This window comes from Vibrio sp. A11 (assembly GCF_013048705.1).
In the GTDB taxonomy this organism is placed as follows: domain Bacteria; phylum Pseudomonadota; class Gammaproteobacteria; order Enterobacterales; family Vibrionaceae; genus Vibrio; species Vibrio metschnikovii.
In genome coordinates this window covers 89,444-114,828 of sequence record NZ_VHSI01000010.1, presented here as the reverse complement: position 1 = coordinate 114,828, position 25,385 = coordinate 89,444, and the positions used below count along the sequence as shown (strand labels likewise).

Below are 25,385 nucleotides of genomic sequence, written 5' to 3'. Positions count from 1 at the left end.
GCAATGGAACATTATATTAGTTTGCTTGTTCGTTCGATCTTTATCGAGAACTTAGCGCTATCGTTTTTCTTAGGGATGTGTACTTTCTTGGCGGTATCTAAGAAAGTAAAAACCTCTTTTGGCTTAGGTGTCGCGGTTATTGTGGTTCTAACCATTGCCGTGCCGGTGAACAATTTACTCTATAACTTGGTGTTGAAAGACAGCGCGTTAGTCGACGGAGTAGACCTGAGCTTTTTGAATTTCATCACCTTTATTGGGGTAATTGCTGCCTTAGTTCAGATTTTAGAAATGGTGTTGGACCGATTCTTCCCGCCACTATACAACGCGCTAGGCATTTTCTTACCCTTAATTACGGTGAACTGTGCCATCTTTGGTGGTGTGTCTTTCATGGTGCAACGCGATTACAACTTCACTGAGTCGATTGTTTATGGCTTTGGTTCTGGTGTCGGTTGGATGTTGGCGATTGTTGCGCTTGCGGGCATTCGCGAGAAAATGAAATATTCAGACGTTCCTCCAGGATTACGTGGTTTAGGTATCACGTTTATCACGGTAGGTTTGATGGCGTTAGGCTTTATGTCTTTCTCTGGTGTTCAACTGTAAGTCGGGTAGGCCGCAACAATAAAGGAATAGTCAATGCTAAGTATTATCCTTGGTGTCGTGATGTTTACCATTATCGTTCTAGCGTTGGTATTAGTGATTTTATTCGCTAAGTCCAAGCTGGTACCTTCAGGTGACATTACCATCTCAATTAATGGTGAGCCAGATAAGGCCATCTTAACTCAGCCAGGTGGCAAGTTACTCAGTGCCTTAGCGGGTTCAGGAATTTTTGTTTCTTCAGCTTGTGGTGGCGGTGGTTCTTGTGGACAGTGCCGAGTAAAAATCAAATCGGGCGGTGGTGATATTCTGCCTACCGAGCTTGATCATATCAGTAAAGGTGAAGCCCGAGAAGGCGAGCGTCTTGCTTGTCAGGTCGCAGTGAAAACCGATATGGATATTGAGCTTCCAGAAGAGATTTTTGGGGTGAAACGTTGGGAATGTGAAGTTATCTCTAATGATAACAAAGCAACCTTCATTAAAGAGCTCAAGCTACAGATTCCGGATGGTGAGTCAGTACCATTCAGAGCTGGTGGCTATATTCAGATTGAAGCACCGGCACATCACATTAAATACTCTGATTTTGATGTTCCAGAAGAGTATCGTGGTGACTGGGACAAGTTTAACTTGTTCCGCTACGAGTCGAAGGTTGATGAAGATATCATTCGCGCTTACTCAATGGCTAACTATCCTGAAGAGTTTGGGATTATTATGCTTAACGTGCGTATTGCAACGCCGCCGCCAAATAATCCTGATGTGCCACCAGGTCAAATGTCCTCGTATATTTGGTCACTGAAAGCTGGTGATAAATGTACTATTTCTGGTCCGTTTGGTGAGTTCTTCGCTAAAGATACTGATGCAGAAATGGTGTTTATCGGTGGTGGTGCTGGCATGGCTCCAATGCGTTCGCATATTTTTGACCAGCTTAAGCGTTTGAAATCAAAACGTAAGATGTCTTTCTGGTACGGTGCGCGTTCTAAACGTGAAATGTTCTACGTTGAAGATTTTGATGGTCTGGCAGCAGAAAATCCGAATTTCGTTTGGCATTGTGCATTATCTGATCCGATGCCTGAAGACAACTGGGATGGCTATACTGGCTTTATCCATAATGTATTGTATGAAAATTATCTGCGCGATCACGATGCGCCAGAAGATTGTGAATACTACATGTGTGGGCCACCGATGATGAATGCTGCGGTTATCGGCATGTTGAAAGATCTCGGTGTAGAAGATGAGAATATTCTACTGGATGATTTTGGCGGTTAATCGCTAATTATCGCAAAACCGATGGCTGGCTCAGATGAGTCAGCCATTATTTTTCTGCCGAGAGTATAACGTGAGAAAATAGGTCTGTTGATTGCCATACACTCAAACGACGTTAAGTTGTCGTTAGGCGACAGGTAAGTGAATTTCGATACGTAAAGATAACGGATGAGAATGAACGAATGTTGTCACTACTATGGCTGAAAGTGGTAAGGGATAAAACACACCTATGAGTTCATGATCTAATGAGGTATTAATAAGTGAAGAAATGGCTTGTTGCATTCGCATCGCTAATTTTTATGGCTGGATGTGAAAAATCAGTTGAATTGGTCCATTTAAATGGGCCAACGATGGGGACGACCTACAATATAAAGTACACTCAACAAGCAGGTATTCCTGACTCATCTCATTTACAAACAGAGATCGATCGTTTGTTAGAGCAAGTCAATGACCAGATGTCAACGTACCGTGAAGATTCTGAACTCAGTCGCTTTAATCAACATCAAAGTAGCGAGCCTTTTCAGGTCTCAGAGCAAACGGCAACGGTTGTGAAAGAGGCAATTCGACTGAATGCGCTCACCTTGGGAGCATTAGATGTGACGGTCGGGCCTTTGGTTAATTTATGGGGCTTTGGTCCCGAAGCGCGCCGAGATACAGTACCTAGTGAGCAAGAGTTAGCCGCACGAAAAGCCAAAACAGGCATAGAACATTTATCCATTTCTGGGCATTTTTTAAGTAAAGCTATCCCTGATTTATACGTTGATTTGTCAACCATCGCCAAAGGTTGGGGAGTTGATGTTGTTGCCGACTTTATCGAATCGCAAGGGATTGAGAATTACATGGTTGAAGTTGGCGGAGAAATGCGCCTTAAGGGCCTTAATGCTCAAGGCATTCCTTGGCGAATTGCGATTGAAAAACCGTCTGTACAAGAGCGCTCAGTTCAAGAGATAATTGAACCCGGTAATATGGCTATTGCCACTTCTGGTGATTATCGGAATTATTTTGAACGCGATGGTATGCGTTATTCACACATTATTAATCCACAAACGGGTTATCCAATCGATAATAAAGTGGTTTCAGTCACGGTTCTGGATAAATCGAGCATGACCGCTGATGGTCTTTCAACGGGTCTTATGGTGCTAGGTGAAGAAAAGGCGATGGCGGTGGCTGAGTTAAATCAAATCCCCGTATTTATGATTATTAAAACAGATGATGGCTTTAGAGAGGTGGTTTCTAGTGCATTTCAGCCTTATCTTAATCGGTCAAAATAAAGAGTGAGTCAGTTACGATGAGTACTTTTTTTATAACATTTGCTGTCTTTATGGCAGTGATTGCTGCAATGGCAGTAGGCTATATTTTTCAAAAGAAAGTCGTGAAAGGCAGTTGTGGCGGTCTTGGTGCGGTTGGTATTGAAAAGGTTTGTAATTGCCCTGAACCTTGTGATGCTCGTAAAAAACGAGAAGCACGTGCCGCAGCTCGTGCTGAACGGTTAGCAGCATGGGAAAAAGACCGAATTGCTTAATCTTTTTATGTGCGATGAATATACCCAAACAACTTGGAGTTGCAGGTAGGCGGCAAGTGAGTAAATCGTCATGAGCATAGGCAGACTATATGATTGGGGTGTACGAACGCAACCAACACCGCTGCCGCTTCAAGGAGGAAGGGGAAAGCCATTAACGCTTTTCTCAATCAAGTAATCAACACCTCGCCATCTGGGCGAGGTGTTTTTTTATATGCATTTCATAACGAAATATCTATACTGTTCATACATACAGTTTTGTTCGTGATGCGTGATGGGTGAATCGATTCGTAAAATTATTCATATTGATATGGACTGTTTTTTCGCTGCCGTAGAAATGCGTGATAATCCTACCTATCGAGATCGACCATTAGCGGTCGGAGGAAATGAGAAACAGCGCGGTGTGATCAGTACATGTAATTATGAAGCGCGACGTTTTGGTATTCATTCTGCGATGCCAACGGCTCAGGCGATCAAACTATGCCCCCACTTATTGGTGGTGCCGGGTAGAATGTCGGTCTATAAAACTATCTCGCAACATATCCAACAGATTTTTCAGCGTTATACTGCGATTATAGAGCCCCTGTCATTAGATGAGGCGTTTTTAGATGTCAGTGATGCTCAGACTTATTATGGCAGCGCTACATTAATTGCTGAAGCGATTCGACGTGATATCTGGAATGAACTCCAGTTGACGGCCTCTGCCGGCGTTGCACCACTTAAGTTTCTCGCCAAAATTGCCTCTGATATCAATAAACCAAATGGACTGTGCGTAATAACACCTGAACAAGTACAAGGCGTTATTGATGGTTTACCTTTAGGTAAAATCCCAGGTGTTGGTAAGGTGAGTTTAGAGAAACTGCATCAAGCTGGATTTTATGTCTGTGAAGACATAAAAAATAGCGACTATCGACAACTGTTGGTTAGCTTTGGGCGCTTGGGAGCTTCACTGTGGAAAAAAAGTCATGGCATTGATGAGCGGCCGATAGTTGTTGAGCGTGAAAGAAAGTCTGTCGGGGTTGAGCGTACCTTGAGTGAAAATATTCAAACTTACGAACAATGTTGGCAACTCATTGAGCAAACTCTGTTTCCTGAGCTTGAGCGACGACTAAACCGTTCTTGCCCGCAACGAGGAATCATCAAGCAAGGCATTAAGGTTAAGTTTGCTGATTTTCAACTCACGACGATTGAGCATGGACAAACTCAGCTAGAGCGCAATGATTTTAAATCGCTATTAGCTGATGTCCTTCAGCGTCAAAAAGGGCGAGGAATACGCTTACTGGGACTCAATGTCACCTTAAAACCGCCAGAACCTTTCGTTCAATTAAGCTTTTTTTAATATCAGCCGCAGTGACATCAAACGTTATCTGAATGTTTCATGCCAGATTATGACAATTCACTAACTAGGTCGACATTTCGTTAGGATAAGATGCACGCGACTAAGTTTGAGGAAAATATGAAAAAATTATTGTTACTGTGTGGGCTTATGGTTAGCCCTTCATTATGGGCAATCACCTGTCCTGTTGAATTGCACAATGAACTGCGTATGACTGCGCAGCAGATCGAAATTCATCGCACTGATCAACACGCGGTGATCACCCAACAAAATGAACTGTTAATTTCGGGGCAGCCAATAAGAGTAACGAATCAACAACAAGCGGTGTTAAGAGATTATCGACAACAGATTGATTCGATTTTGGCTGAGACTCAACAATTAACCAATAAGAACTTACAGCGTAGCCGTATCCTATTAGAAGATGTGGCGGCTCGCCTTGAAGCTCCTGGAGCTTTTGATAATGTGCAGCATCGGATCGAAGCCTTGTTTAGTGAGGTAGAGGCTCGCTATCATCATCAAGAACAATGGGTGTTTCCTGCGCAAAAATTTTCAGTCACCGAGAAAGAGTGGCTGCAAGAATTTGAACGAGCTCAGCAAGCAATCAGTCAACAATTTTTATCGGATGCTTTTATGGTGATTGCGCAAAAAATGCAGCGCCAAGGAGGAATGAATCTGACTGAACTCACTCGGCAAATGGATGATCTTAAAATCCATGTCACGCAACGTTTAAATGATTACTCACAACAATTGACCAGTGAAGTGACTGCGCTGTGTAGCTCGCTAACGCAATTGCAGCAACAAGAGCAAGTATTACATCAATCTATCCCTAGATTAAAAAACTTCTCATTACTGAATGAATCATAAGATAACGATTGTCGATGGATTGATTTTCGATTATTGTACTAGCTTACTAGTTTGATGATGTGTGAGTGGTTATGACACAAGGTAGTTCACGGGAAACCTTTGGTTCTCGACTTGGTTTTGTTTTAGCAGCCGCAGGAGCAGCGGTGGGGCTTGGGAATATTTGGGGATTTCCTACTCAAGCGGCCAGCAATGGTGGTGGCGCTTTCCTTTTTGTTTATTTAGTGCTTATTTTTGTCGTCGCTTTTCCTATGTTAGTGGTGGAGATGGCAATTGGTCGATCAGGTCAAGCTAACCCAGTCGATAGTATGCGCTCACTAACCAATCATCCTTTAGGTAAAAAGGTTGGTGCTTTCGTTGGCTGGGTAGGATTAAGTGTACCCAGCGCGGTGTTGGCGTTTTATAGTATCGTTGGTGGTTGGATCATCTGTTTTCTGTTCGCCGCGATTACTGATCTGTTGGGATTGACCAATATTAGCTCGTGGCTTAAAGGTTTTTCCGTCGAACGTAATCTATTAGGCACATTGATTTTTTACTTATTAACCATTTTGATTGTTCGTAGCGGAGTCAAACAAGGTATTGAGAAGTGGTCAACACGCTTGATGCCTGCGTTATTCGTTTTATTTGCCGTGCTGTTTGTTTATATCATGATGCAGCAGGGGGCTATGGATGGTTTAAAACACTACTTAGTACCTGATTTTGAAAAAGTGTGGGATAGAAAACTCATTTTAGCGGCGATGGGACAAGGCTTTTTCTCTTTAACGATCGGCGGTTGTTCGATGTTGATTTACGGCTCTTACTTAAGTAAAAAAGAGAACTTACCGAAGATGGCGATGAGCGTTACTTTGGTTGATACCAGTGTCGCGTTTATTGCTGGTTTAGTGGTGATGCCAGCAATGTTTGTGGCGATGCATAATGGTGTACAAATTTATGCTCAAGATGGTTCGTTACTGAGCTCGGATACTTTAGTGTTTACCGTCTTGCCATTAATGTTCGATAGTCTCGGTTTGCTTGGGCAACTGTTTGCGGTGGTGTTTTTCTTATTATTAACCATTGCCGCATTAACCTCGTCGATCTCGATGTTGGAATGTCCCGTCGCTTTGGTAAGTGAGCGCTTTAATACGCCACGGGGAAGCACCAGTTGGGTATTGGGTGGTTTGATTGCGTTATTTAGCGTCGTGATAGTGTATAACTTTGCGAGTCTATTTGGCTTGGTTGCGATGGCGGCAACTCAATATTTACAACCGACAGCGGCATTAATGTTCTGCCTATTTGGCGGCTGGGTATGGAGTCGTCATGCTAAGTTCAAAGAGTTGCAACACGGTTATCCCGAGTTCGCAGGTAGCTGGTTTGCGAAAATCTGGCCGTGGTATGTCAAATTTGTTTGTCCGCTTTTGGTGACAACCGTAATTTGGGCTTCTTTTACCTAGCTGATAATAAATCGCAAGATAGATAAATGCCCTTGTTGATAAACCACAAGGGCATTATTGGATCAGACTGGGGATGGTGGCATGATTTGCCCAGTCGTTAATGGTTCTAAATCACTATCGGTCACTTCTTCAATAAAATCACCGACAACTTGCTCAACCATCTCGTCACTTTGACTGAAATAAGCCAAATGAAAGACCGCATCGCCTTCATTGACTAATGGGAGTGTTTGTTGACCAATCACAATCCCACCTTTGCTAGCTCTTATTTCAACTTCTACATTACCGAGTGGTGAATTAATGTAGGCTAATACTTGGCCTTTTTCGACTTTATCGCCAAGTGAAACGAGGGTTCGCAATATGCCGTCGGCTTCTGCTCGCTGCCAACTGGTGGATTTGGCGATGACTGAGGTTGGGCGTTTTTTACGACTTGGGCGCAGCATACCGATTTCTTGCATGACGCGTTTTACGCCGACAATTCCAGCATGGATAGCGATAGGATCAAAGCGTAATGCTTCACCCGCTTCATAGGTCAATACGGTAATACCAGCTTTTTCGGCTTCGCTGCGTAACGAGCCATTACGCAGTGGTGAATCTAAAATAACTGGCGTAGCAAACGCTTCTGCGATACGTAAGGTCTCACGATTACTCAGATCAGCGCGAATTTGTGGTAAATTAGTTCGATGTATGGCACCTGTATGTAAATCAATGATGTAATCACAATTAAGTGCGACTTGAGAGAAGAAGTTATGCGCCATTCGAGAGGCGAGTGAGCCTTTTTCACTGCCAGGAAAACAGCGATTAAGATCTCGCCGATCAGGAAGGTAGCGAGATTTATGAATAAAGCCAAACACATTGACTATCGGGACAGTGATTAATGTCCCTCTTAACTTTTTTGGGTCAAGCGAGTTGATCAGTTGTCGAACGATCTCGACCCCATTAAGTTCATCTCCATGAATCGCGGCATTGACCATAAGGACCGGACCTTTCGATATGCCATGGATGATTTCTATGGGGATGGATAGAGGAGAGTGGGTGTACAGTTTCGCAGCTTCGAGCTCAATGACTCGTTTACTTGCTGGGGGAATGGATTCCCCCAAAAATTGATAATCCGTATTTCGATTAGCCTTTACCACGTGTTTTTGTCCTTCTACTGGCCGCATTCTTCTCGATAAACTCGATGATCAGGCTGGCAATGTCTTTCCCTGTTGCGGCTTCAATGCCTTCTAAGCCCGGTGATGAATTGACTTCCATAACCAATGGGCCTCGTTCTGAGCGAAGTAAATCGACACCAGCAACATTCAGTCCCATAATCTTAGCAGCATCAATCGCTGTTTTGCGTTCTAGAGGGGTAATTTTTACTAACGATGCGGTTCCCCCACGATGTAAATTGGAGCGAAATTCACCTTCAGCACCTTGACGCTTCATGGCGGCAATCACTTTATCACCAATAACAAAGCATCGAATATCGGCGCCACCCGCTTCTTTAATGTACTCTTGCACCATAATGTTGGCTTTCAGGCCCATAAAAGCTTCAATGACACTTTCGGCTGCTTTTCGGGTTTCAGCTAACACGACACCGATACCTTGGGTACCTTCAAGCAATTTAATTACTACAGGAGCCCCTCCGACCATGTCTAACAAGTCTTTGACATCATCAGGCTTGCTGGCAAAGCCAGTGATCGGCATACCAATGCCTTTACGAGAAAGTAGCTGCATTGAACGTAACTTGTCACGTGAGCGGCTGATGGCAACAGATTCATTGGCAGGATAAACCCCCATCATTTCAAACTGACGTAATACTGCGGTGCCGTAGAAGGTGACTGAAGCACCGATCCTTGGGATCACTGCATCAAAACCACCGAGCTCTTCACCTTTAAAATGGATCTCGGGTTGGTCTGAATTGATATTCATATAACAGCGTAAGGCATCAATGACTTTTACCTCATGACCGCGCTGTTTACATGCTTCAATCAAGCGCTTCGTGGAGTACAGAGAAGCGTTACGCGATAGAATACCAATTTTCATTATTTATTTTCCTCGAAAGGGATTAAAAAAGATTGTGTAGGATCGACAATCAGTTTGTGATGCATTGCGGTTCTGCCGAGTAACATACGAAACGCCATATTCTCACGATTGGTTAGCGTTATTTCGATCGGCCAGCGTTGACCACCGAGACAAAGATCGGATTTGATCACATAGCGGGATTCCTCGTGCCCACCGGAATCACGCACGATACGTTCATCAATCACTTCGGCTTCACAGACGGTGACTTTATCAACATTATGTTGTAATGGATGAATCCAAAATCTCACCCATAGCGCGTCATCTTTGGTAAAGCTTTCTACTTTAAAAGCGTGTAAACAAGAGGTTCTTGCGCCAGTATCGATTTTGGCTTTTATTTTTTCAATGCCTAAATCAGGAAGGCTAAGTGTTTCTCTCCATCCAACAATCATTTTTTTTGTCATGGTCATTTTTTTGAATATGGTTGTGTATTTGAGCACAGTTGATGCTGCTCAGGAATGGCCCATAAGGGAAGAAAATTAGCAGCATCTCGATACGATAGTCATCGAGTCATCAGCTTGAATCGAGTTAGGTGAATAACTCGGGGAAATTCAAGGGAGCGAACTCTAGCAGCAGATAAAATCCGCAGCTAATGAATAAAATTATTCGTATCGATAAAAAAAATTGATACACCGCTTACTTTATTTTGTGACTGAATAATTCACTCATCCAATCAATGCGTTTGATTGCATCGTATAACCTGTTACGCCGGCAAGTACCAACGGGTTGAGTGAAAATTAGCCTCATTTGAATGATAGGCTTTGTTCGGTTCAGAACAAAGCCTATCATAATTATCGATTAGACAGAGGGTTTTGCTGGAATATGTTCCAATAAAGCGACCATTTGTTGCCAAAATAGCTCTACAGTATCTATTTTCACTTTTTCATCTGGAGAGTGAGGGAACTTAATCGTTGGGCCAAAGGAAAGCATATCCATATGTGGGTATGGTTTTTTGAATAGTCCACACTCTAATCCGGCATGAATGACCATGATATTAGGTTTATGGCCATAAATACCTTCATACATATCACGGAAGATGGCCATGATTTCTGAGTCAGCATCGGGTTTCCAACCAGGATAGGCTCCTGAAAAACGAACGTCGGCACCGGCTAATTCGGCGATAGAGGTTAGCATCCCTTCAACTTGGCTGCGTCCAGAATCAATCAATGAACGGATCAAACATAGCACATTCACTTGCTCTGCTTCGGTTGTGATCACGCCGACATTAAGCGAGGTTTCTACCACTCCTTGAATATCGTCACTCATGCGGATCACGCCGTTCGGACAAGCATTCAGTGCGGCAATGAAGCGTTGCTGATCGGCGCTTGAGAATACCCCTTGAGTGGTTTCTTTTGCTTGATTAAAGGTGGTAATACTGGTTTCCACTTTACCCAGTTCAGCGACTAATAATTGCTGGTAATCATTAAACACTTGTTCTAACTGAGTTTCCATTTCTGCCGGGATAGCGACGGTAATAAAAGCTTCTCTTGGAATCGCATTACGTAAGCTCCCACCTCGAAACTCAATTAAACGCAGATCTAATGCTTGAGCGTAAGTGGCAAGAAAACGACCAAGTAATTTATTGGCGTTACCGCGACCAGTATGAATATCACAACCAGAATGGCCGCCTTTTAAGCCTTTTAAGGTTAATTGTCGGGTGATAAAGCCAGAAGGAATCGTTTCACGAGTGATGGCGAAAGTCAGTGCGCCATCAACCCCACCGGCACAGCCCATGTAGACTTCACCTTCTTGCTCTGAATCGGTATTGAGAAGAATATCGCCTTCTAGCCAACCGGCTTGCAGACCAAATGCACCTGTCATGCCGGCTTCTTCATCGATGGTCAATAAAACTTCAAGCGGGCCATGTTTGATCTCATTCGAGGCAAGTACGGCCAAACAGGTTGCCATGCCAATGCCATTATCCGCACCTAATGTGGTTCCTTTTGCTGTTACCCATTCTCCATCAATATAAGGTTGGATTGGGTCGGTCGCAAAGTCATGTTGCGTTTCTTCATTTTTTTGCGGAACCATATCAATGTGTGCTTGGAGTACAACCCCTTTTTTGTGCTCCATTCCTGCAGTGGCTGGTTTTTTGATAAACACATTGCCGATCGGATCGCGACGAACCTCTAAGCCTTGCTGAGTCGCCCAATCAATAATGTATTGAGCCAGTGCTTCTTCATGTTTAGAGGGATGAGGGATAGAACAAATTTTATCAAAAAACTGCCAAACAGGGCTAGGTGATAAATTACTGATTTCAGAATGGAATTCAGACACTGATAACTCCTTTTTGTGATTGTCCCCGATCAATGTGCATATTTATGGATGTTTTGCAGAGTAATAAACTGAGATCGGAGGTGAGACGATAATATGAAATAGCATACCACTATGCGAGATCTGGGAGTAGTGGATTTATTATCCTTCTCGATGGCTACCATTTTTCCTGCTTGAGATTTACCACGTTCGTTACGCTAGTCACATTGCTCATCGTTGTTCAGTGAGTCGCGATCAAAGTTATCTTTTGTTTATTCGACTGAACGATGACGACAACGTGAAACATTCTGCTTAGAGAGTGTCAATGATACACGTATTATTCAATCGTTTTGAGGCTTTAAGAACGAGAGGAGCTACCCATGTTGAGTGAGGATCGAAGACATTATTACTGATATTTGTGTAATTAAATTACCAAATTTCGTCGTGATTAGTATTTTTTTGTACTTTTTGTGATTTTAGTCACCAAAAGTGTTGTAATTAATTTTCTTGGTGGTATATTTGTAACCAACTTCCCTAGTGAAGAAAAAATGCTCAAAGGATGAGTCCGATTTATCGCCTCCAAGGAACTGAGAAATCAACTTAATGACGTTTGATTTTAAAGGTGATAGTTATGAATAAAGGTTTATCTTGTGTAATGTTCTGGAAAAACAACTCTGTTTTTACTAGCAACTTTACTTATCCATCAAGTTTTGGTTATTAAATTAACCACTTGAAAGTTATGTAGTTTTGTTCACCCCTATATTAGAATCTATTGTTAATCTACAGTGATTAAAATAATTCACCGCCATCTGTACTCAGATGGCGTTTTTTTATGCTTAACGATCCGTAATAATCCTTTGCTCAGCAGATGAGCATTGTCCTCGCGAGTATCACTTCACGAACGTTGGTCCGTCGCTTTCACGTTTTTAGCATAGATAAAGTCGTTTTTTTCCTACAGATTGATAGTAGTTGTGTATGGAATTTATCTGTTGATAACTTTATAATCCTCGCCAATCGATTACGCAACCGTTTACTTTGTCTGTATTAGGATTCTACCATGTTGGAAAAACTGTTTAAACTCAGTGAAAATGGCACAACCGTGCGCACTGAGATCATTGCCGGGATCACGACGTTTCTGACCATGGCTTATATTATTTTTGTGAATCCGGCAATTTTAGCGGATGCAGGAATGGACCGTGGTGCTGTCTTTGTGGCGACCTGTTTAGCGGCAGCGATTGGCTGTTTTATTATGGGTTTTGTCGCTAACTACCCGATAGCACAAGCCCCTGGCATGGGGTTAAATGCTTTCTTTACCTATGTTGTTGTACTTGGCATGGGGTATACGTGGCAAGTGGCGTTAGCGGCGGTATTTTGCTCAGGTATTTTATTTATCCTATTGAGTCTATTTAAGATTCGTGAATGGATCATTAATTCGATTCCAATGTCGTTACGCACGGGTATCTCTGCCGGCATTGGCTTGTTTTTAGCATTTATCGCGCTTAAAAATGCTGGCATTGTGGTCGATAACCCGGCAACTTTGGTGTCAATGGGAGCGATTACCTCGTTGCCTGCTGTGTTGGGGGCGTTAAGCTTTTTCTTCACGATTGCTCTGGTTCATCGCGGTGTTAAAGGGGCGGTGATGATCGCTATTTTAGCGGTGACTATTTTAGGGTTGATTGTTGGCGATGTGACTTGGGGAGGCATCATGTCTACGCCACCAAGTATTGCTCCAACTTTCATGCAGCTTGATTTTTCAGCCGTATTTGAAATCGGCATGATTTCAATTGTGTTTGCTTTCTTGTTTGTTGACCTGTTTGATACCGCTGGAACTCTCGTTGGAGTGGCAAACAAAGCGGGTTTCATTGGTAAAGATGGTAAAATTCCACGTTTAAATCGAGCATTGCTTGCTGACTCGACAGCGACGTCTGTCGGCGCATTATTGGGCACCTCGAATACCACATCTTATGTCGAAAGTGTTTCAGGTGTGGCTGCAGGCGGTCGCACGGGCTTAACAGCGGTAGTTGTTGGCATTTTATTTATACTTGCATTATTCTTCTCGCCATTAGCGGGAATGATCCCTGCCTACGCTACGGCGGGTGCGTTGTTTTATGTCGCGATTCTAATGATGTCCGGCTTGGTAAGTATCGACTGGCGAGATCTTACAGAAGCGGCACCGACGGTAGTGACTTGCTTATTAATGCCTTTAACCTTCTCAATAGCTGAAGGTATCGCACTTGGTTTTATCTCTTACGCCGTGATTAAACTATTGAGTGGCAAAGGTCGACACGTTTCGCTTAGTGTTTGGATTATGGCGATCGTCTTTGTTATTAAGTTTATTCTTGAAGCGTAAATAGGCTCTATTTTCAAATAATTAGGTTCAATCACAATGAGTAAAAAATTCGTAATCACTTGGGACAATATGCAAAATTTTTGCCGTGAATTAGCCCAGCGTCAAATGCCTGCTGAGCAATGGAAAGGTATCCTCGGTGTGAGTCGCGGTGGGTTGGTTCCTGCAGCTATTTTAGCGCGTGAACTTGGCATTCGTTATGTTGATACCGTTTGTATCTCAAGTTACGATCATGACCATCAACGTGATATGACCGTACTGAAAGCACCTGAGCATGATGGTGAAGGTTTTCTTATTGTTGATGATTTGGTTGATAGCGGTGATACGGCACGCAAAATACGTGAAATGTACCCGAAAGCTAAATTTGTGACCGTTTGTGCTAAACCAGCAGGTAAAGATTTAGTGGATGAATACGTAGTCGATATTGAACAAGATACTTGGATTGAACAACCTTGGGATATGGCTTTAGCTTATGTTGAACCAGTGAATCGTAAGCAAAAATAACGACAATTATTGATTCATCACCAGTTTCCCGCAATTAATCGACATATGGCCCTGCAAAGGGCCTTTTTTTTGATTACTATAAGGTCTAAGCGGTTTAATAATGAGATGCATCATGTCTGAATCAAGTAATATCAACCTATCTGAAACGCTCTTTCAACAGCATAAAGAGGCGAAAGAGACCTCCTCTCTCACGCAATACATGCCGAGCAGTAGTGAGTTTTTTGAACAGAAAATGGAGCAAGACCCTTTTTCTTGGTATCGAAATTTACGCCGTTTACAGTGGGCTTGGTTAGGAATTAATCCGATTGACCAAGAAGAAGTCCTCGCTAACATGGCTTCATCTGAGCATTCTCGTAGTCATGAAAAGTGGTTAGACACGGTGATTGGTTATCATAGCGGTAATTGGACGTATGAGTGGACAAAGCTCGGCGGGCGTTACCATAAGCAAAGTGAAGCCTTAACGGGAGAAGCGGCGGCAGAACGTATGTTTAGTGCTTCCCTTTGCTACAGTATTGCCGGTTATCCTCATTTAAAAAATGATACCTTAGCTATTCAAGCGCGAGTGTTAGCCAATGCTGCTTATAAACATGCCTCTGAACTGACGCAGTATACGATTAAGCCATTAGAGTTTGATTATCAAGGTAAGAAAATTCTTGGCCACCTACATTTATCACACACCGATGAGCCACAACCCGTGGTGATCGTTAGTGCCGGTCTTGATAGTTTGCAAACCGATATGTGGCGTCTCTTTCGTGATTATTTGGCTAAACGAAATATTGCGATGTTAACGATTGATATGCCCTCTGTTGGCCACAGTAATCATTGGTCATTAACGCAAGATTCTTCCTGTTTACACCAAGCGGTACTTAATCAATTAGCGCCTTTGCCTTGGGTTGATCATCGTCGAGTTGGTTTAATTGGCTTTCGCTTTGGTGGTAATGCGATGGTCAGATTATCGTTTATTGAATCAGATAAAATTAAAGCGTGTGTCGCTATCGGCGCTCCGGTGCATGATATTTTTGTTTCTCAGCAAAAAATGAAGCTAATGTCGAAAATGTACATGGATGTGTTAGCGTCGCGAATTGGTAAACATGCGGTAGATATTCCGAGTTTATCGGCTCAACTGATGGCGTGGTCATTGAAAGTACAAGGCTTCCTCGCGACTCGACGTACTAAAGTTCCAATTTTGGCGTTGGCAATGGAGGGCGATCCGGTTTCTCCTGCTAGTGATAACCATTTGATTGCGACTTTTAGTCAAGGTGGGCAATCAAAACAGATAAAGAGTGAAAGTCTTACACGAGGATATGAGCAATCCCTCGATTTAGCGATAAAGTGGCTGGAAGAACAACTTTGCGAATGACTTTTGGCTTAAATTAGTTAAGAGAGAATTATCTACGTTTTTAAGCGTATGATTATTAAAAGCAATAATCATTCTTAACAAGGAGAGTCTACATGTCAGAGGCAGCAAAATACCCTACTCATTATCGTTTATTATCGACGTTAAAAGCGATTGGTCCCTATTTACGGGAAGGGCAGTGCCAGGAAGGCATTTATTGGTTTGATTGTTTGGCTTTTTGTATCAATGATAAAAAATCGCCCGAAAAACGTGAATTTTGGGGCTGGTGGATGGAGTTGACGACGACCGAGACGGGCTTTGAGGCTAATTACCGTATCGGCCGCTATAATCTCGCAGGCGAATGGGAAGAGAGTAAACCGACGGCAGCGGCGCTGCCTGAAGTGATTCGTACCCAAGAGGATTTCCATAAAAAGTTAGCTCAAACTTTGCAGCAACGTTTTGAATTAAGTTTATCGCTCCATCAACAGTCGGCTGAATTTGCTTAATTATAGGTTGCCTGCTTTTTCACCATGACCGCGTTATCACTTAATGATTGGGTTGTTGCATTTTATCGTGTTAATAAGAGCACTTCCTTTACTGATCATTGAGTGCTTAGCAGAGTAAGAAATAATTCCCACTAAAAAAAGGTGCTCTTTAGCACCTTTTCTGCTTGTGTAAGAGGCGCTGGATTGCTAAAACATCACCTCTTAAATGTTTTCTTCAACAGACAAAATCATGACAATGAATCAACAGAGCCAAACAGCGTTACAAACCATCGTTGTGAAGCTAGGAACCAGTGTTCTTACCGGTGGAACGTTAGCACTTGATCGTGCACATATGGTTGAGTTAGTCCGTCAATGTGCTGAATTAAAAAAACAAGGCCACAGTGTGGTGATTGTCTCTTCAGGAGCGATTGCAGCGGGTCGAGAGCATCTAGGTTATCCCGCATTGCCCCAAGCCATATCGAGTAAACAGTTATTGGCTGCCGTTGGTCAAAGCCAGTTGATTCAAGCGTGGGAGTCGTTATTTGCGCTTTACGGCATAAAAATTGGTCAAATGCTGTTAACTCGTGCTGATTTGGAAGATCGAGAGCGCTTTTTGAATGCGCGAGATACGATTAATGCGCTGATCGAACACGGCATTATTCCAGTGGTCAATGAAAACGATGCTGTTGCAACCAATGAAATTAAAGTCGGTGATAACGATAATCTCTCGGCCTTAGTCGGTATTTTGTGTGCAGCGGATAAGCTTTTATTATTAACCGATCAAAAAGGTTTGTTCACCGCCGATCCGCGTAAAGACCCCAATGCTGAGTTAATCAAAGAGGTTAAAACCATTGATGATACGTTGCGAAAAATCGCGGGTGGAAGTGGCACAACATTAGGTACCGGAGGCATGGCGACTAAGCTGCAAGCGGCCGATATTGCTCGTCGAGCTGGGATTGAAGTGATTATTGCTGCTGGCCGAGCGCCCAATGTCATTTTTGATGCATTAAGCGACACGCCACAAGGCACACGCTTTTTAGCTCTTGAAGAAGCACTAGAAAATCGTAAACGTTGGATTTTAGCGGGGCCTGCTGCTGCTGGCGATGTGTACATTGATCAAGGCGCGGTTAATGCCTTACTTGGTAAAGGCAGCAGTTTGTTGGCTAAAGGGGTTATTAAAGTCGCGGGCGAGTTTGCGCGCGGCGAGGTCATTTGCGTGAAAGATCAACATCAACATCTGATTGCCCGTGGTATCAGTACGTATTCCAGTCGCGACTTGAGTAAAATTGCCGGCCAACACAGCACCATGATCATTGATATTCTTGGTTATGATTACGGCGCTGAAGTCATTCACCGTGATAATATGGTTGTAATTCAAGAATAGGGAGAAGAATCGTGGATTTAATCGAAATGGGTAAGGCGGCAAAATCGGCCTCGTTTCAACTTGCTACCGCTTCAACTGCGCAGAAAAACCAAGCACTCGCGATAATTGCGGATGAATTAGAAGCGAATATGGACGCTATTTTAGCGGCGAATGCCAAGGATATTGCTTTAGGGCAAGCGTCAGGTTTAAGTGAAGCGTTGCTCGATAGACTTCTGCTTAATGAATCACGCTTACAGTCCATCGCCCATGATGTGCGTAATGTCATCAGTTTACCTGATCCTGTCGGCAGTGAAATTGACAGTAAAGTCCTTGAAAATGGCATGTCATTAGCTCGTCGTCGTGTTCCCCTTGGTGTGGTGGGCGTTATTTACGAAGCTCGCCCTAATGTTACGATTGATATTGCCGCGTTATGTTTAAAGACCGGTAATGCTGCGATATTACGTGGTGGTAAAGAGACTTTTTTCTCCAATCTTGAGTTAGTTAAAGTGATTCAGTTAGCTTTGAGCAAAGCTGAACTCCCTATGGCTTCCGTTCAATATATCAGTCAACCCGAGCGTGAATACGTTACTCAATTATTAACAATGGATCAGTATGTCGATATGATCATTCCGCGTGGTGGTGCTGGGCTGCATAAAATGTGTAAGGAAAACAGCACCATTCCAGTGATCATTGGCGGTTTTGGTATCAGCCATATTTTCGTTGATGAGAGTGCCGACCTTGATAAGTCGCTTGCGGTGATTGAAAACGCCAAAATGCAACGTCCATCAGCCTGCAACGCATTAGATACCTTACTGGTTCATCAAGCGATCGCTCAACCTTTGTTAGAAAAACTGCAGCATCAATTGCACGATAAACTGACGTTAGTTGTCGATGAACATGCCAAAGCACTGCTTCCCGAGGCAAACAATATTCGCCTCGCACAAGCGGGAGATTTTGATACCGAATGGTTAAGTTATACCTTAGGTGTTAAAGTCGTTAGTGGTGTTGAGCAGGCGATCGATCATATGCGTGAGCATAATGCCAGCCATTCCGATGCTATCATGACTAACGATCTGTTCAATGCTGAGCGGTTTGTTAATACCGCGGGTTCTGCTGCGGTTTATGTCAATGCTTCGACTCGTTTTACTGATGGTGCGCAATTTGGTTTAGGGGCAGAAGTCGCTGTATCGACCCAAAAACTGCATGCTCGTGGCCCAATGGGACTTGAAGAGTTGACCAGTTACAAATGGGTTGGTAAAGGAAATTATTTATTACGCAGTTAAAGCCATTTAACTGCTGAATATGATGTGCTGCTGTTTATCGATAGAGGCGCTTAACAAATTTGACTAAATCAATCAGGAAAAGGGGCTTGTTGGCCCCTTTTCCTTTTGTTCATATGCCCATTTCCGGTACACTGATCACCTTGCTAGGGAGGTAATATGCATTGTCCTTTTTGCTCTGAAAACGAAACAAAAGTTATCGATTCTCGTCTAGTGGCTGATGGTCACCAAGTGCGCCGTCGTCGGCAATGTTTGACTTGTAGCGAACGTTTCACCACGTTTGAAACCGCAGAGCTAGTGATGCCAAGAGTCATCAAATCCAACGGTAATCGAGAGCCGTTTGATGAAGAAAAAATGATCGGTGGGATGCTACGCGCTTTAGAAAAACGCCCTGTTAGCGCCGATGCGATTGAGTTAGCGATCAGTACCATTAAATCTAAATTACGCGCCACCGGCGAGCGGGAAGTTCCGAGTGAATTGATCGGTAATTTAGTGATGGAACAACTGAAAGAGTTAGATAAGGTGGCATACATTCGCTTTGCTTCGGTTTATCGTAGTTTTGAAGATATTCGCGAATTTGGTGAAGAGATTGCTAAATTAGAAAATTGAACGTGAGTCCGATGATGTCAAACTTTTCTGCTGTCGATTATCAAATGATGGCGCGAGCCATTCAACTTGCTCAGCGCGGACGCTTTACCACGGCGCCGAATCCAAAGGTTGGGTGTGTGATTACTCAACAAGGCCGCATTGTTGGCGAAGGTTTCCATTATCGAGCTGGTCAACCACATGCCGAGGTGCACGCTTTGCGGATGGCTAAAGAGCACGCTCGTGGTGCGACCGCTTATGTGACACTAGAGCCTTGTTCTCACTACGGACGAACGCCTCCTTGTGCTGAAGGGTTAATTCAAGCCGGAGTAGCAAAGGTGATTTGCGCGATGCAAGATCCTAATCCACAAGTTTCTGGACGCGGCATTGCTATGTTGCGAGAAGCAGGAATTGAGGTGGAAGTTGGTTTATTAGAAGCGGACGCCAAGGCGCTCAATCCGGCGTTTATTAAACGGATGCAAACCGGAATGCCTTATGTTCAGCTAAAATTAGCGGCCAGTCTAGATGGACAAACGGCACTGGCTAATGGTGAAAGTCAATGGATAACCTCAGCTCAAGCACGGCAAGATGTTCAAGTATATCGAGCGCAAGCAGGAGCGGTGTTATCAACCAGTCAAACGGTGGTCGCCGATAACGCCTCATTAGCGGTACGTTGGTCTGAATTACCAGCCGATGTGCAACAGCAATACCCTCATGCTGAACTTCACCAGCCAACTCGTGTGATACTTGACCGCCAGCATCAATTGCACCAATCACTGGCTCTTTATGCCACCGCTTCACCGATAATTCGTGTAGCAGAACAAGACGCGGAACTGTGTGTGCCATTGAATGAACATCAACAGCTCGATCTGCGTGATATCTTAGCCAGTTTGGCTGAACAGTATCAGATCAATCATCTTTGGGTAGAAGCTGGGCCAACATTGGCCAAAAGCTTGCTTGAGCAGCAACTGGTAGATGAACTAATCATCTACCTTGCGCCGAAAATCATGGGCAGTGACGGCCGTGGTTTATTAGGCGCTTTAGGTTTTACTCATATGGATCAAGCATTAGGATTAGTCATTCAAGACTGTCGAATGGTCGGCCCAGATCTTCGCCTAACCGCAACTCTCACCTCAACCCAATAAGATAACTGATTATGTTTACCGGAATTATAGAAGCTGTGGGCTCCTTGGTTGAGATGACTCGCCAAGGTGAAGACGTCACCATTACCGTTGCTACGGGAAAACTCGATATGAGTGATGTTAAACTCGGCGATAGCATTGCTACTAACGGTGTGTGTTTAACCGTTATTGATGTCAGTTCGCAACATTATCGAGCTGATCTCTCATTAGAAACACTCAATAAATCAGCGTTTGCTCACTATCAAGTCGGAGAAAAACTCAACTTAGAAAAAGCCATGCTTCCGACGACGCGTTTTGGTGGGCATATTGTGTCGGGACATGTTGATGGGATTGGTGAAATTATTGAACGCCAGTGGGTGGGGCGTGCGATTGAATTGTGGGTGAGCTTACCGAATGAGTTAACTCGGTATGTTGCTGAAAAAGGCTCGATCACTATTGATGGGATTAGCTTAACCGTCAATGGGTTACGAAAAAATGCCTTTAAGCTGACCATCGTGCCGCATACCTCGTTAGAAACGACCATTGATGGCTTTCAACCTGGTCGCAAGGTGAACCTCGAAGTGGATGTGCTTGCTCGATATTTAGAACGTTTATTGGTCGGTGGTCAGAATGAGCCCGAATCACCTTCTCGAATGACAATGGAATTCTTACAACAAAATGGTTTTGCGTAATCATACGTGACGCAATAAGACAAAATATAGGACAACAGTCATGTCAATTAGTACCCCACAAGACATTATCGAAGATATTCGCTTAGGTAAAATGGTTATCTTGATGGACGATGAAGATCGCGAAAATGAAGGCGATTTAATCATGGCCGCAGAGCATATCACACCAGAAGCGATCAATTTTATGGCGACTCATGGGCGCGGATTGATTTGTTTAACCATGACTAAAAGTCGTTGCCAGCATCTAGGATTAGCTCCGATGGTGCAGGATAATAACGCACAGTATACCACTAACTTTACGGTATCGATTGAAGCAGCAGAAGGCGTAACGACGGGGATTTCAGCGGCTGATCGCGCACGTACGGTGCAAGCTGCGGTAGCCAAAGAGGCTAAAGCGGCCGATTTAGTTCAACCTGGACATATTTTTCCATTAGCAGCGCAAGATGGCGGGGTGCTCACCCGCGCAGGTCATACCGAAGCCGGTTGTGATTTAGCACGTCTTGCCGGGCTTGAGCCTGCGTCAGTGATTGTCGAGATCCTCAATGACGATGGCAGTATGGCTCGTCGCCCCGATCTGGAAGTTTTTGCTAAAAAACACGACATCAAATTAGGTACTATTGCCGATTTAATTGAGTATCGTAATAATACAGAAACCACCATCGAACGGGTCGCGCAATGCCAATTGCCAACCGAATTCGGTGAATTTGAGCTGGTGACGTATCGCGATATCATTGACAATCAAATTCATTTTGCTTTGTGCAAAGAGAGCGTGAGTCAGCAAGCGCCTTTAGTGCGTGTTCATCTACAAGATACCTTTACTGATCTATTACGTAGCGATCGCAGCGCCGATCGTAGTTGGACTTTGGATAAAGCCATGCAACGTATTGGTCAAGAAGGGGGCGTGTTGGTGATTCTTGGTAATGAAGAGTCCACTGATCTGCTTATCCATCGCGTTAAAATGTTTGAACAGCAAGATAAAGGCGCAGCCCCAACGATGGCGAAAAAGCAAGGGACATCTCGACGGGTCGGGGTTGGCTCACAGATCCTTGCCGATTTAGGCGTCAGTGATATGCGTTTGCTCTCTTCAGCCAATAAGAAATACCACGCCTTGGGTGGATTTGGCTTAAATGTTGTCGAGTATATCAGCGAGTAAGCCAGTTATTCTACGTTCGGCTCGTTAAGTCTGCACGATAGGCCGCCCTTGTGGCGGCAAATTACTATTAGATATCGTTCACAAATTTGTGCTAGAATCCGGCGATTCTCACTTGATGAACAGAGTTAAAGGAAAGCTTATGAAAGTGATCGAAGGTGGTTTCCCAGCCCCCCATGCCAAAGTTGCGATTGTGATTTCTCGTTTCAACAGTTTTATTAACGAAAGTCTGCTGTCTGGTGCCATCGATACTTTAAAGCGTCATGGTCAAGTTAGCGACGAGAATATTACCGTTGTGCGTTGTCCTGGTGCGGTTGAGCTGCCACTGGTGGCTCAGCGCGTTGCCAAAACAGGCAAATTTGATGCGATAGTGTCACTGGGTTCGGTTATTCGTGGTGGTACACCACACTTTGACTATGTTTGCAGTGAAATGAATAAAGGGTTAGCCCAAGTGTCGATGGAATTCAGTATTCCTGTCGCGTTTGGTGTATTAACTGTTGATACTATCGATCAAGCTATTGAACGCGCAGGAACCAAGGCTGGTAATAAAGGTGCAGAAGCAGCACTTAGCGCACTTGAGATGATAAACGTTCTTTCTGAAATCGATTCCTAATGGGGGCCAGTGTGAAACCAGCCGCACGTCGTAATGCACGTCAATTTGCGCTACAAGCTATTTATTCGTGGCAAATTACTAAAGAGAATGTGGCGACTATTGAAGAGCAGTTCTTATCCGGTGGTAAGTATGATGAAGAAGAACATCATGCAGCAGAGCCTGCGCTATCGGCTCCACAAACCGATGTGACCTATTTCCGTGATCTGCTTGTCGGCGTTGTGCTCAATCATACCGAGCTAGATAGCAAACTACGTCCTTTTGTTTCTCGTCCGATGCAAGATTTGGATATGATGGAACTTGCGCTACTTCGTCTAGCGATGTATGAAATGACTCGACGCGAAGATGTTCCTTATAAGGTCGTGATTAACGAGGCCATTGAGCTAGCAAAAGTGTTTGCAGCAGAAGATAGCCATAAGTTTGTGAATGGCGTGCTTGATAAAGCCGCGCCTCATGTACGCAAAAAAGCGTAATCAGTTTTGGCATAAAAGGTCAGCATTCGCTGGCCTTTTTTATAGATAAAATCGACCAATGAGTCCATCTACAACGGTTGAGCGAGTGTTATTGATGGGCTTAGTTTTACTAACCGCATTTACATCGTATGAATGAATCATTCGGTGGATTCGTTGGTCTGGCTAGAGAATCATCCATGTTAGGTGAATTTAACTTTATTGAACACTATTTGGCGGCACGTCAACCACAGCGTAAAGATGTCCATTTAGCTCTGGGGGATGATTGTGCAATCGTCAATGTACCAGAGAATGTTCGGCTGGCTATCAGTACCGATACCTTAGTTGCAGGGACTCATTTTCTGGCTAATGCTAATCCAGCATGGGTGGCACATAAAGCCCTTGCTTCTAATATCAGTGATTTAGCCGCGATGGGGGCAACCCCTGCTTGGGTCTCGATGGCACTTACTTTACCTGAGATTAACCCCAATTGGCTTACTCCATTTTGTGACGCCTTTTTTGATTTAGCGAACTACTACAATGTACAATTGATTGGTGGTGATACCACCAAAGGTCCGTTGAGTATCACTCTCACCGTGCAAGGTTTTGTACCGCAAGATAAAGCCTTGTTACGCTCTGGTGCAAAAGTCGGGGACTGGATTTATGTCACAGGTCAACTCGGCGACAGTAAAGCGGGACTTGAGGTGGTACTCGATGCGAGTAAACGTACTCTACCTTGTGCATCAGTGTTAGAGTTACGTCATTACGTATCGACCCCACGAGTTCTCGCTGGACAAGCCTTGCTCAATTTAGCCTCATCAGCGATTGATATTTCTGATGGCCTAGTCGCGGATTTAACCCATATTTTAAGTGCTTCTCAAGTGGGAGCGAGCCTTGATTTGCATACCTTGCCGTTATCTGAAGCGTTAGTGCAGTACACGGGGGATCCGCTTATTGCGCAGCAGTATGCATTAACCAGTGGTGAAGAGTACGAGCTCTGCTTTACGGTGCCTGAAGAGAATAAAGGATCGTTAGCAAGTGCTTTGGCACATACTGCGACGCCTATCACCTGCATTGGTCAAATTCGTCCTCATGGCGTGTTTGACTTACTCAACCATGGGCAAAAAGTCGACTGGTCGTTGACTGGTTATGATCATTTTAAGGAATCCGCATGAGCCATCCTCTTTCTCGTCTTTCACTACGCAATCCTTGGCATCTACTGGCGACCGGATTTGGCAGTGGTTTATCGCCGATCATTCCCGGTACGATGGGGACATTAGCTTCTATTCCTCTGTATCTACTTCTAGTGCAACTGCCCTTATTTGCCTATCTTTTCGTCGTCTTAATGGCGTGCATTCTCGGTGTGAAAATTTGCCAAGTGACGTCAACAGATATGCAAGTTCACGATCATGGTTCGATTGTTTGGGATGAGTTTGCTGGTTTTTGGATCACCATGTCTATTGTTCCGTTACTGCAATTGCCAATCTTTGATTGGCAATGGATTGTTACGGGATTCGTGCTCTTTCGTTTTTTTGATATGGTCAAACCATGGCCAATTGGATGGCTGGATAAGCAAGTCGAAGGTGGCGTAGGAATTATGCTCGATGATATCGTCGCGGGTATCATGGCGGCTATCATGCTGTTTTTTGTTGGGCAGTGGGCGGGATGGCTAAACTAAGCACAGTTACGTCGTGTTGATCAGTCACCCATAAGGGAGCAGAGGCTCCCTTATAGGTAAGCCAAACTAAAGCTTGTTCAGATCGGCTTCAATTTCAGAAATTTTGCTGGCCACTACTTTCTCTAAGTGACGTAAATCACTCAATATTTTTTGTTTAACGTCCACCTCACTGCCGTTATCTCCGGCGTTCTCATTACGTGTGAGTTGGTTCAACTCATCAATGACTAAAGTAAGAGTACGATTGATTTCGCTAATTTCTCGGTATTGGTGAGTACCGCCATCGACCAAAACCGTTTTGATCTGTCTTGGGTATTTAAATTTGACACTTTTAGCAAAAAACTCACCTTTTTGTTTCTTGAAATAGATTTTTAGCACATCTTTTTGCGCCTCTTGGCGCAATGAGTAACGTTCAATCGTATGGGGTTGATCGATTCCCAAGCTGGTGAGTTGTGGAAACATAAGCATCCTCTG

General features: G+C 43.9%; 26 protein-coding genes. 21 read left to right on the top strand and 5 right to left on the bottom strand.

The window, feature by feature from the left end; all coding sequences use genetic code 11:
• Positions 1-3 precede the first annotated feature (3 nt).
• From nqrE to FKQ60_RS11985, 7 genes are all read left to right on the top strand, one after another.
• Positions 4-600 carry an NADH:ubiquinone reductase (Na(+)-transporting) subunit E gene (nqrE, locus tag FKQ60_RS12015; protein ID WP_004394628.1) on the top strand — a complete coding sequence of 199 codons (597 nt, stop codon included), beginning with the start codon at positions 4-6 and terminating at the stop codon, positions 598-600.
• 33 nt (positions 601-633) lie between these two features.
• Entirely contained in the window at positions 634-1,860 is a 1,227-nt protein-coding gene (gene nqrF / locus FKQ60_RS12010) for an NADH:ubiquinone reductase (Na(+)-transporting) subunit F (protein ID WP_004394630.1), read from the top strand.
• 257 nt (positions 1,861-2,117) lie between these two features.
• A complete protein-coding gene (locus tag FKQ60_RS12005; RefSeq protein WP_158138819.1) occupies positions 2,118-3,128 on the top strand; it encodes an FAD:protein FMN transferase in 1,011 nt (336 codons plus the stop codon).
• Between the two features lie 17 nt (positions 3,129-3,145).
• On the top strand, positions 3,146-3,379 hold the full coding sequence (gene nqrM, locus FKQ60_RS12000; RefSeq protein WP_040904064.1) for a (Na+)-NQR maturation NqrM: 234 nt from the start codon (positions 3,146-3,148) through the stop codon (positions 3,377-3,379).
• 271 nt (positions 3,380-3,650) lie between these two features.
• Entirely contained in the window at positions 3,651-4,715 is a 1,065-nt protein-coding gene (gene dinB / locus FKQ60_RS11995) for a DNA polymerase IV (RefSeq protein ID WP_154170317.1), read from the top strand.
• 117 nt (positions 4,716-4,832) lie between these two features.
• On the top strand, positions 4,833-5,576 hold the full coding sequence (locus FKQ60_RS11990; protein ID WP_170906557.1) for a DUF2884 family protein: 744 nt from the start codon (positions 4,833-4,835) through the stop codon (positions 5,574-5,576).
• Positions 5,577-5,647: 71 nt separating this feature from the next.
• Positions 5,648-7,003 (top strand): sodium-dependent transporter, encoded by a 1,356-nt coding sequence (locus FKQ60_RS11985; RefSeq protein WP_040904067.1) that lies wholly within the window; start codon positions 5,648-5,650, stop codon positions 7,001-7,003.
• Positions 7,004-7,065: 62 nt separating this feature from the next.
• On the opposite strand, the gene FKQ60_RS11980 is transcribed toward FKQ60_RS11985, so the two are convergent.
• The 4 genes from FKQ60_RS11980 to FKQ60_RS11965 form a co-directional block, all read right to left on the bottom strand.
• The gene (locus FKQ60_RS11980) at positions 7,066-8,163 is read right to left on the bottom strand and encodes a succinylglutamate desuccinylase/aspartoacylase family protein (RefSeq protein ID WP_004394636.1); all 1,098 of its coding nucleotides are present in this window, start codon (positions 8,161-8,163) and stop codon (positions 7,066-7,068) included.
• Positions 8,123-9,028 (bottom strand): 30S ribosomal protein S6--L-glutamate ligase, encoded by a 906-nt coding sequence (gene rimK, locus FKQ60_RS11975; RefSeq protein ID WP_004394638.1) that lies wholly within the window; start codon positions 9,026-9,028, stop codon positions 8,123-8,125. The genes FKQ60_RS11980 and rimK overlap by 41 nt, the downstream gene beginning before the upstream one ends.
• Entirely contained in the window at positions 9,028-9,468 is a 441-nt protein-coding gene (locus FKQ60_RS11970) for an ATP-dependent zinc protease (protein WP_040904070.1), read from the bottom strand. The genes rimK and FKQ60_RS11970 overlap by 1 nt, the downstream gene beginning before the upstream one ends.
• Before the next feature lie 394 nt (positions 9,469-9,862).
• Entirely contained in the window at positions 9,863-11,341 is a 1,479-nt protein-coding gene (locus FKQ60_RS11965; RefSeq protein ID WP_170906556.1) for an aminoacyl-histidine dipeptidase, read from the bottom strand.
• Between the two features lie 1,033 nt (positions 11,342-12,374).
• On the opposite strand from FKQ60_RS11965, the gene FKQ60_RS11960 reads away from it, so the two are divergent.
• From FKQ60_RS11960 to pgpA, 14 genes are all read left to right on the top strand, one after another.
• Positions 12,375-13,667 carry an NCS2 family permease gene (locus tag FKQ60_RS11960; RefSeq protein WP_004394640.1) on the top strand — a complete coding sequence of 431 codons (1,293 nt, stop codon included), beginning with the start codon at positions 12,375-12,377 and terminating at the stop codon, positions 13,665-13,667.
• A 36-nt stretch (positions 13,668-13,703) separates the two neighbouring features.
• Positions 13,704-14,168 (top strand): xanthine phosphoribosyltransferase, encoded by a 465-nt coding sequence (gpt, locus tag FKQ60_RS11955; protein WP_004394641.1) that lies wholly within the window; start codon positions 13,704-13,706, stop codon positions 14,166-14,168.
• Between the two features lie 112 nt (positions 14,169-14,280).
• Positions 14,281-15,528: an esterase FrsA gene (frsA, locus tag FKQ60_RS11950; protein ID WP_154170323.1), complete on the top strand. Its 1,248-nt coding sequence runs from the start codon at positions 14,281-14,283 to the stop codon at positions 15,526-15,528.
• Positions 15,529-15,620: 92 nt separating this feature from the next.
• On the top strand, positions 15,621-16,010 hold the full coding sequence (gene crl, locus FKQ60_RS11945; RefSeq protein ID WP_154170325.1) for a sigma factor-binding protein Crl: 390 nt from the start codon (positions 15,621-15,623) through the stop codon (positions 16,008-16,010).
• A 229-nt stretch (positions 16,011-16,239) separates the two neighbouring features.
• On the top strand, positions 16,240-17,373 hold the full coding sequence (gene proB / locus FKQ60_RS11940) for a glutamate 5-kinase (RefSeq protein ID WP_154170327.1): 1,134 nt from the start codon (positions 16,240-16,242) through the stop codon (positions 17,371-17,373).
• 11 nt (positions 17,374-17,384) lie between these two features.
• A complete protein-coding gene (locus FKQ60_RS11935) occupies positions 17,385-18,635 on the top strand; it encodes a glutamate-5-semialdehyde dehydrogenase (RefSeq protein WP_170905117.1) in 1,251 nt (416 codons plus the stop codon).
• A gap of 156 nt (positions 18,636-18,791) precedes the next feature.
• Positions 18,792-19,241, top strand: a complete 450-nt coding sequence (nrdR, locus tag FKQ60_RS11930) for a transcriptional regulator NrdR (RefSeq protein WP_115152664.1) — start codon at positions 18,792-18,794, stop codon at positions 19,239-19,241.
• Between the two features lie 14 nt (positions 19,242-19,255).
• The gene (gene ribD, locus FKQ60_RS11925; protein ID WP_170906559.1) at positions 19,256-20,362 is read left to right on the top strand and encodes a bifunctional diaminohydroxyphosphoribosylaminopyrimidine deaminase/5-amino-6-(5-phosphoribosylamino)uracil reductase RibD; all 1,107 of its coding nucleotides are present in this window, start codon (positions 19,256-19,258) and stop codon (positions 20,360-20,362) included.
• An 11-nt stretch (positions 20,363-20,373) separates the two neighbouring features.
• The gene (locus FKQ60_RS11920; protein ID WP_170906555.1) at positions 20,374-21,030 is read left to right on the top strand and encodes a riboflavin synthase; all 657 of its coding nucleotides are present in this window, start codon (positions 20,374-20,376) and stop codon (positions 21,028-21,030) included.
• Between the two features lie 40 nt (positions 21,031-21,070).
• Positions 21,071-22,180 (top strand): bifunctional 3,4-dihydroxy-2-butanone-4-phosphate synthase/GTP cyclohydrolase II, encoded by a 1,110-nt coding sequence (ribBA, locus tag FKQ60_RS11915; RefSeq protein WP_170906554.1) that lies wholly within the window; start codon positions 21,071-21,073, stop codon positions 22,178-22,180.
• Positions 22,181-22,319: 139 nt separating this feature from the next.
• Positions 22,320-22,790 carry a 6,7-dimethyl-8-ribityllumazine synthase gene (gene ribE / locus FKQ60_RS11910; RefSeq protein ID WP_004394649.1) on the top strand — a complete coding sequence of 157 codons (471 nt, stop codon included), beginning with the start codon at positions 22,320-22,322 and terminating at the stop codon, positions 22,788-22,790.
• Entirely contained in the window at positions 22,790-23,260 is a 471-nt protein-coding gene (gene nusB / locus FKQ60_RS11905; protein WP_004394650.1) for a transcription antitermination factor NusB, read from the top strand. Before ribE ends, nusB begins: the two co-directional genes overlap by 1 nt.
• A 176-nt stretch (positions 23,261-23,436) precedes the next feature.
• Entirely contained in the window at positions 23,437-24,411 is a 975-nt protein-coding gene (thiL, locus tag FKQ60_RS11900; protein ID WP_170906553.1) for a thiamine-phosphate kinase, read from the top strand.
• Positions 24,408-24,914 (top strand): phosphatidylglycerophosphatase A, encoded by a 507-nt coding sequence (gene pgpA / locus FKQ60_RS11895; protein WP_040904079.1) that lies wholly within the window; start codon positions 24,408-24,410, stop codon positions 24,912-24,914. The genes thiL and pgpA overlap by 4 nt, the downstream gene beginning before the upstream one ends.
• Positions 24,915-24,980: 66 nt before the next feature.
• Here pgpA and FKQ60_RS11890 read toward each other — a convergent pair whose 3' ends face one another.
• Positions 24,981-25,373 (bottom strand): DUF3461 family protein, encoded by a 393-nt coding sequence (locus FKQ60_RS11890; RefSeq protein WP_170906552.1) that lies wholly within the window; start codon positions 25,371-25,373, stop codon positions 24,981-24,983.
• Between the last annotated feature and the right edge of the window lie 12 nt (positions 25,374-25,385).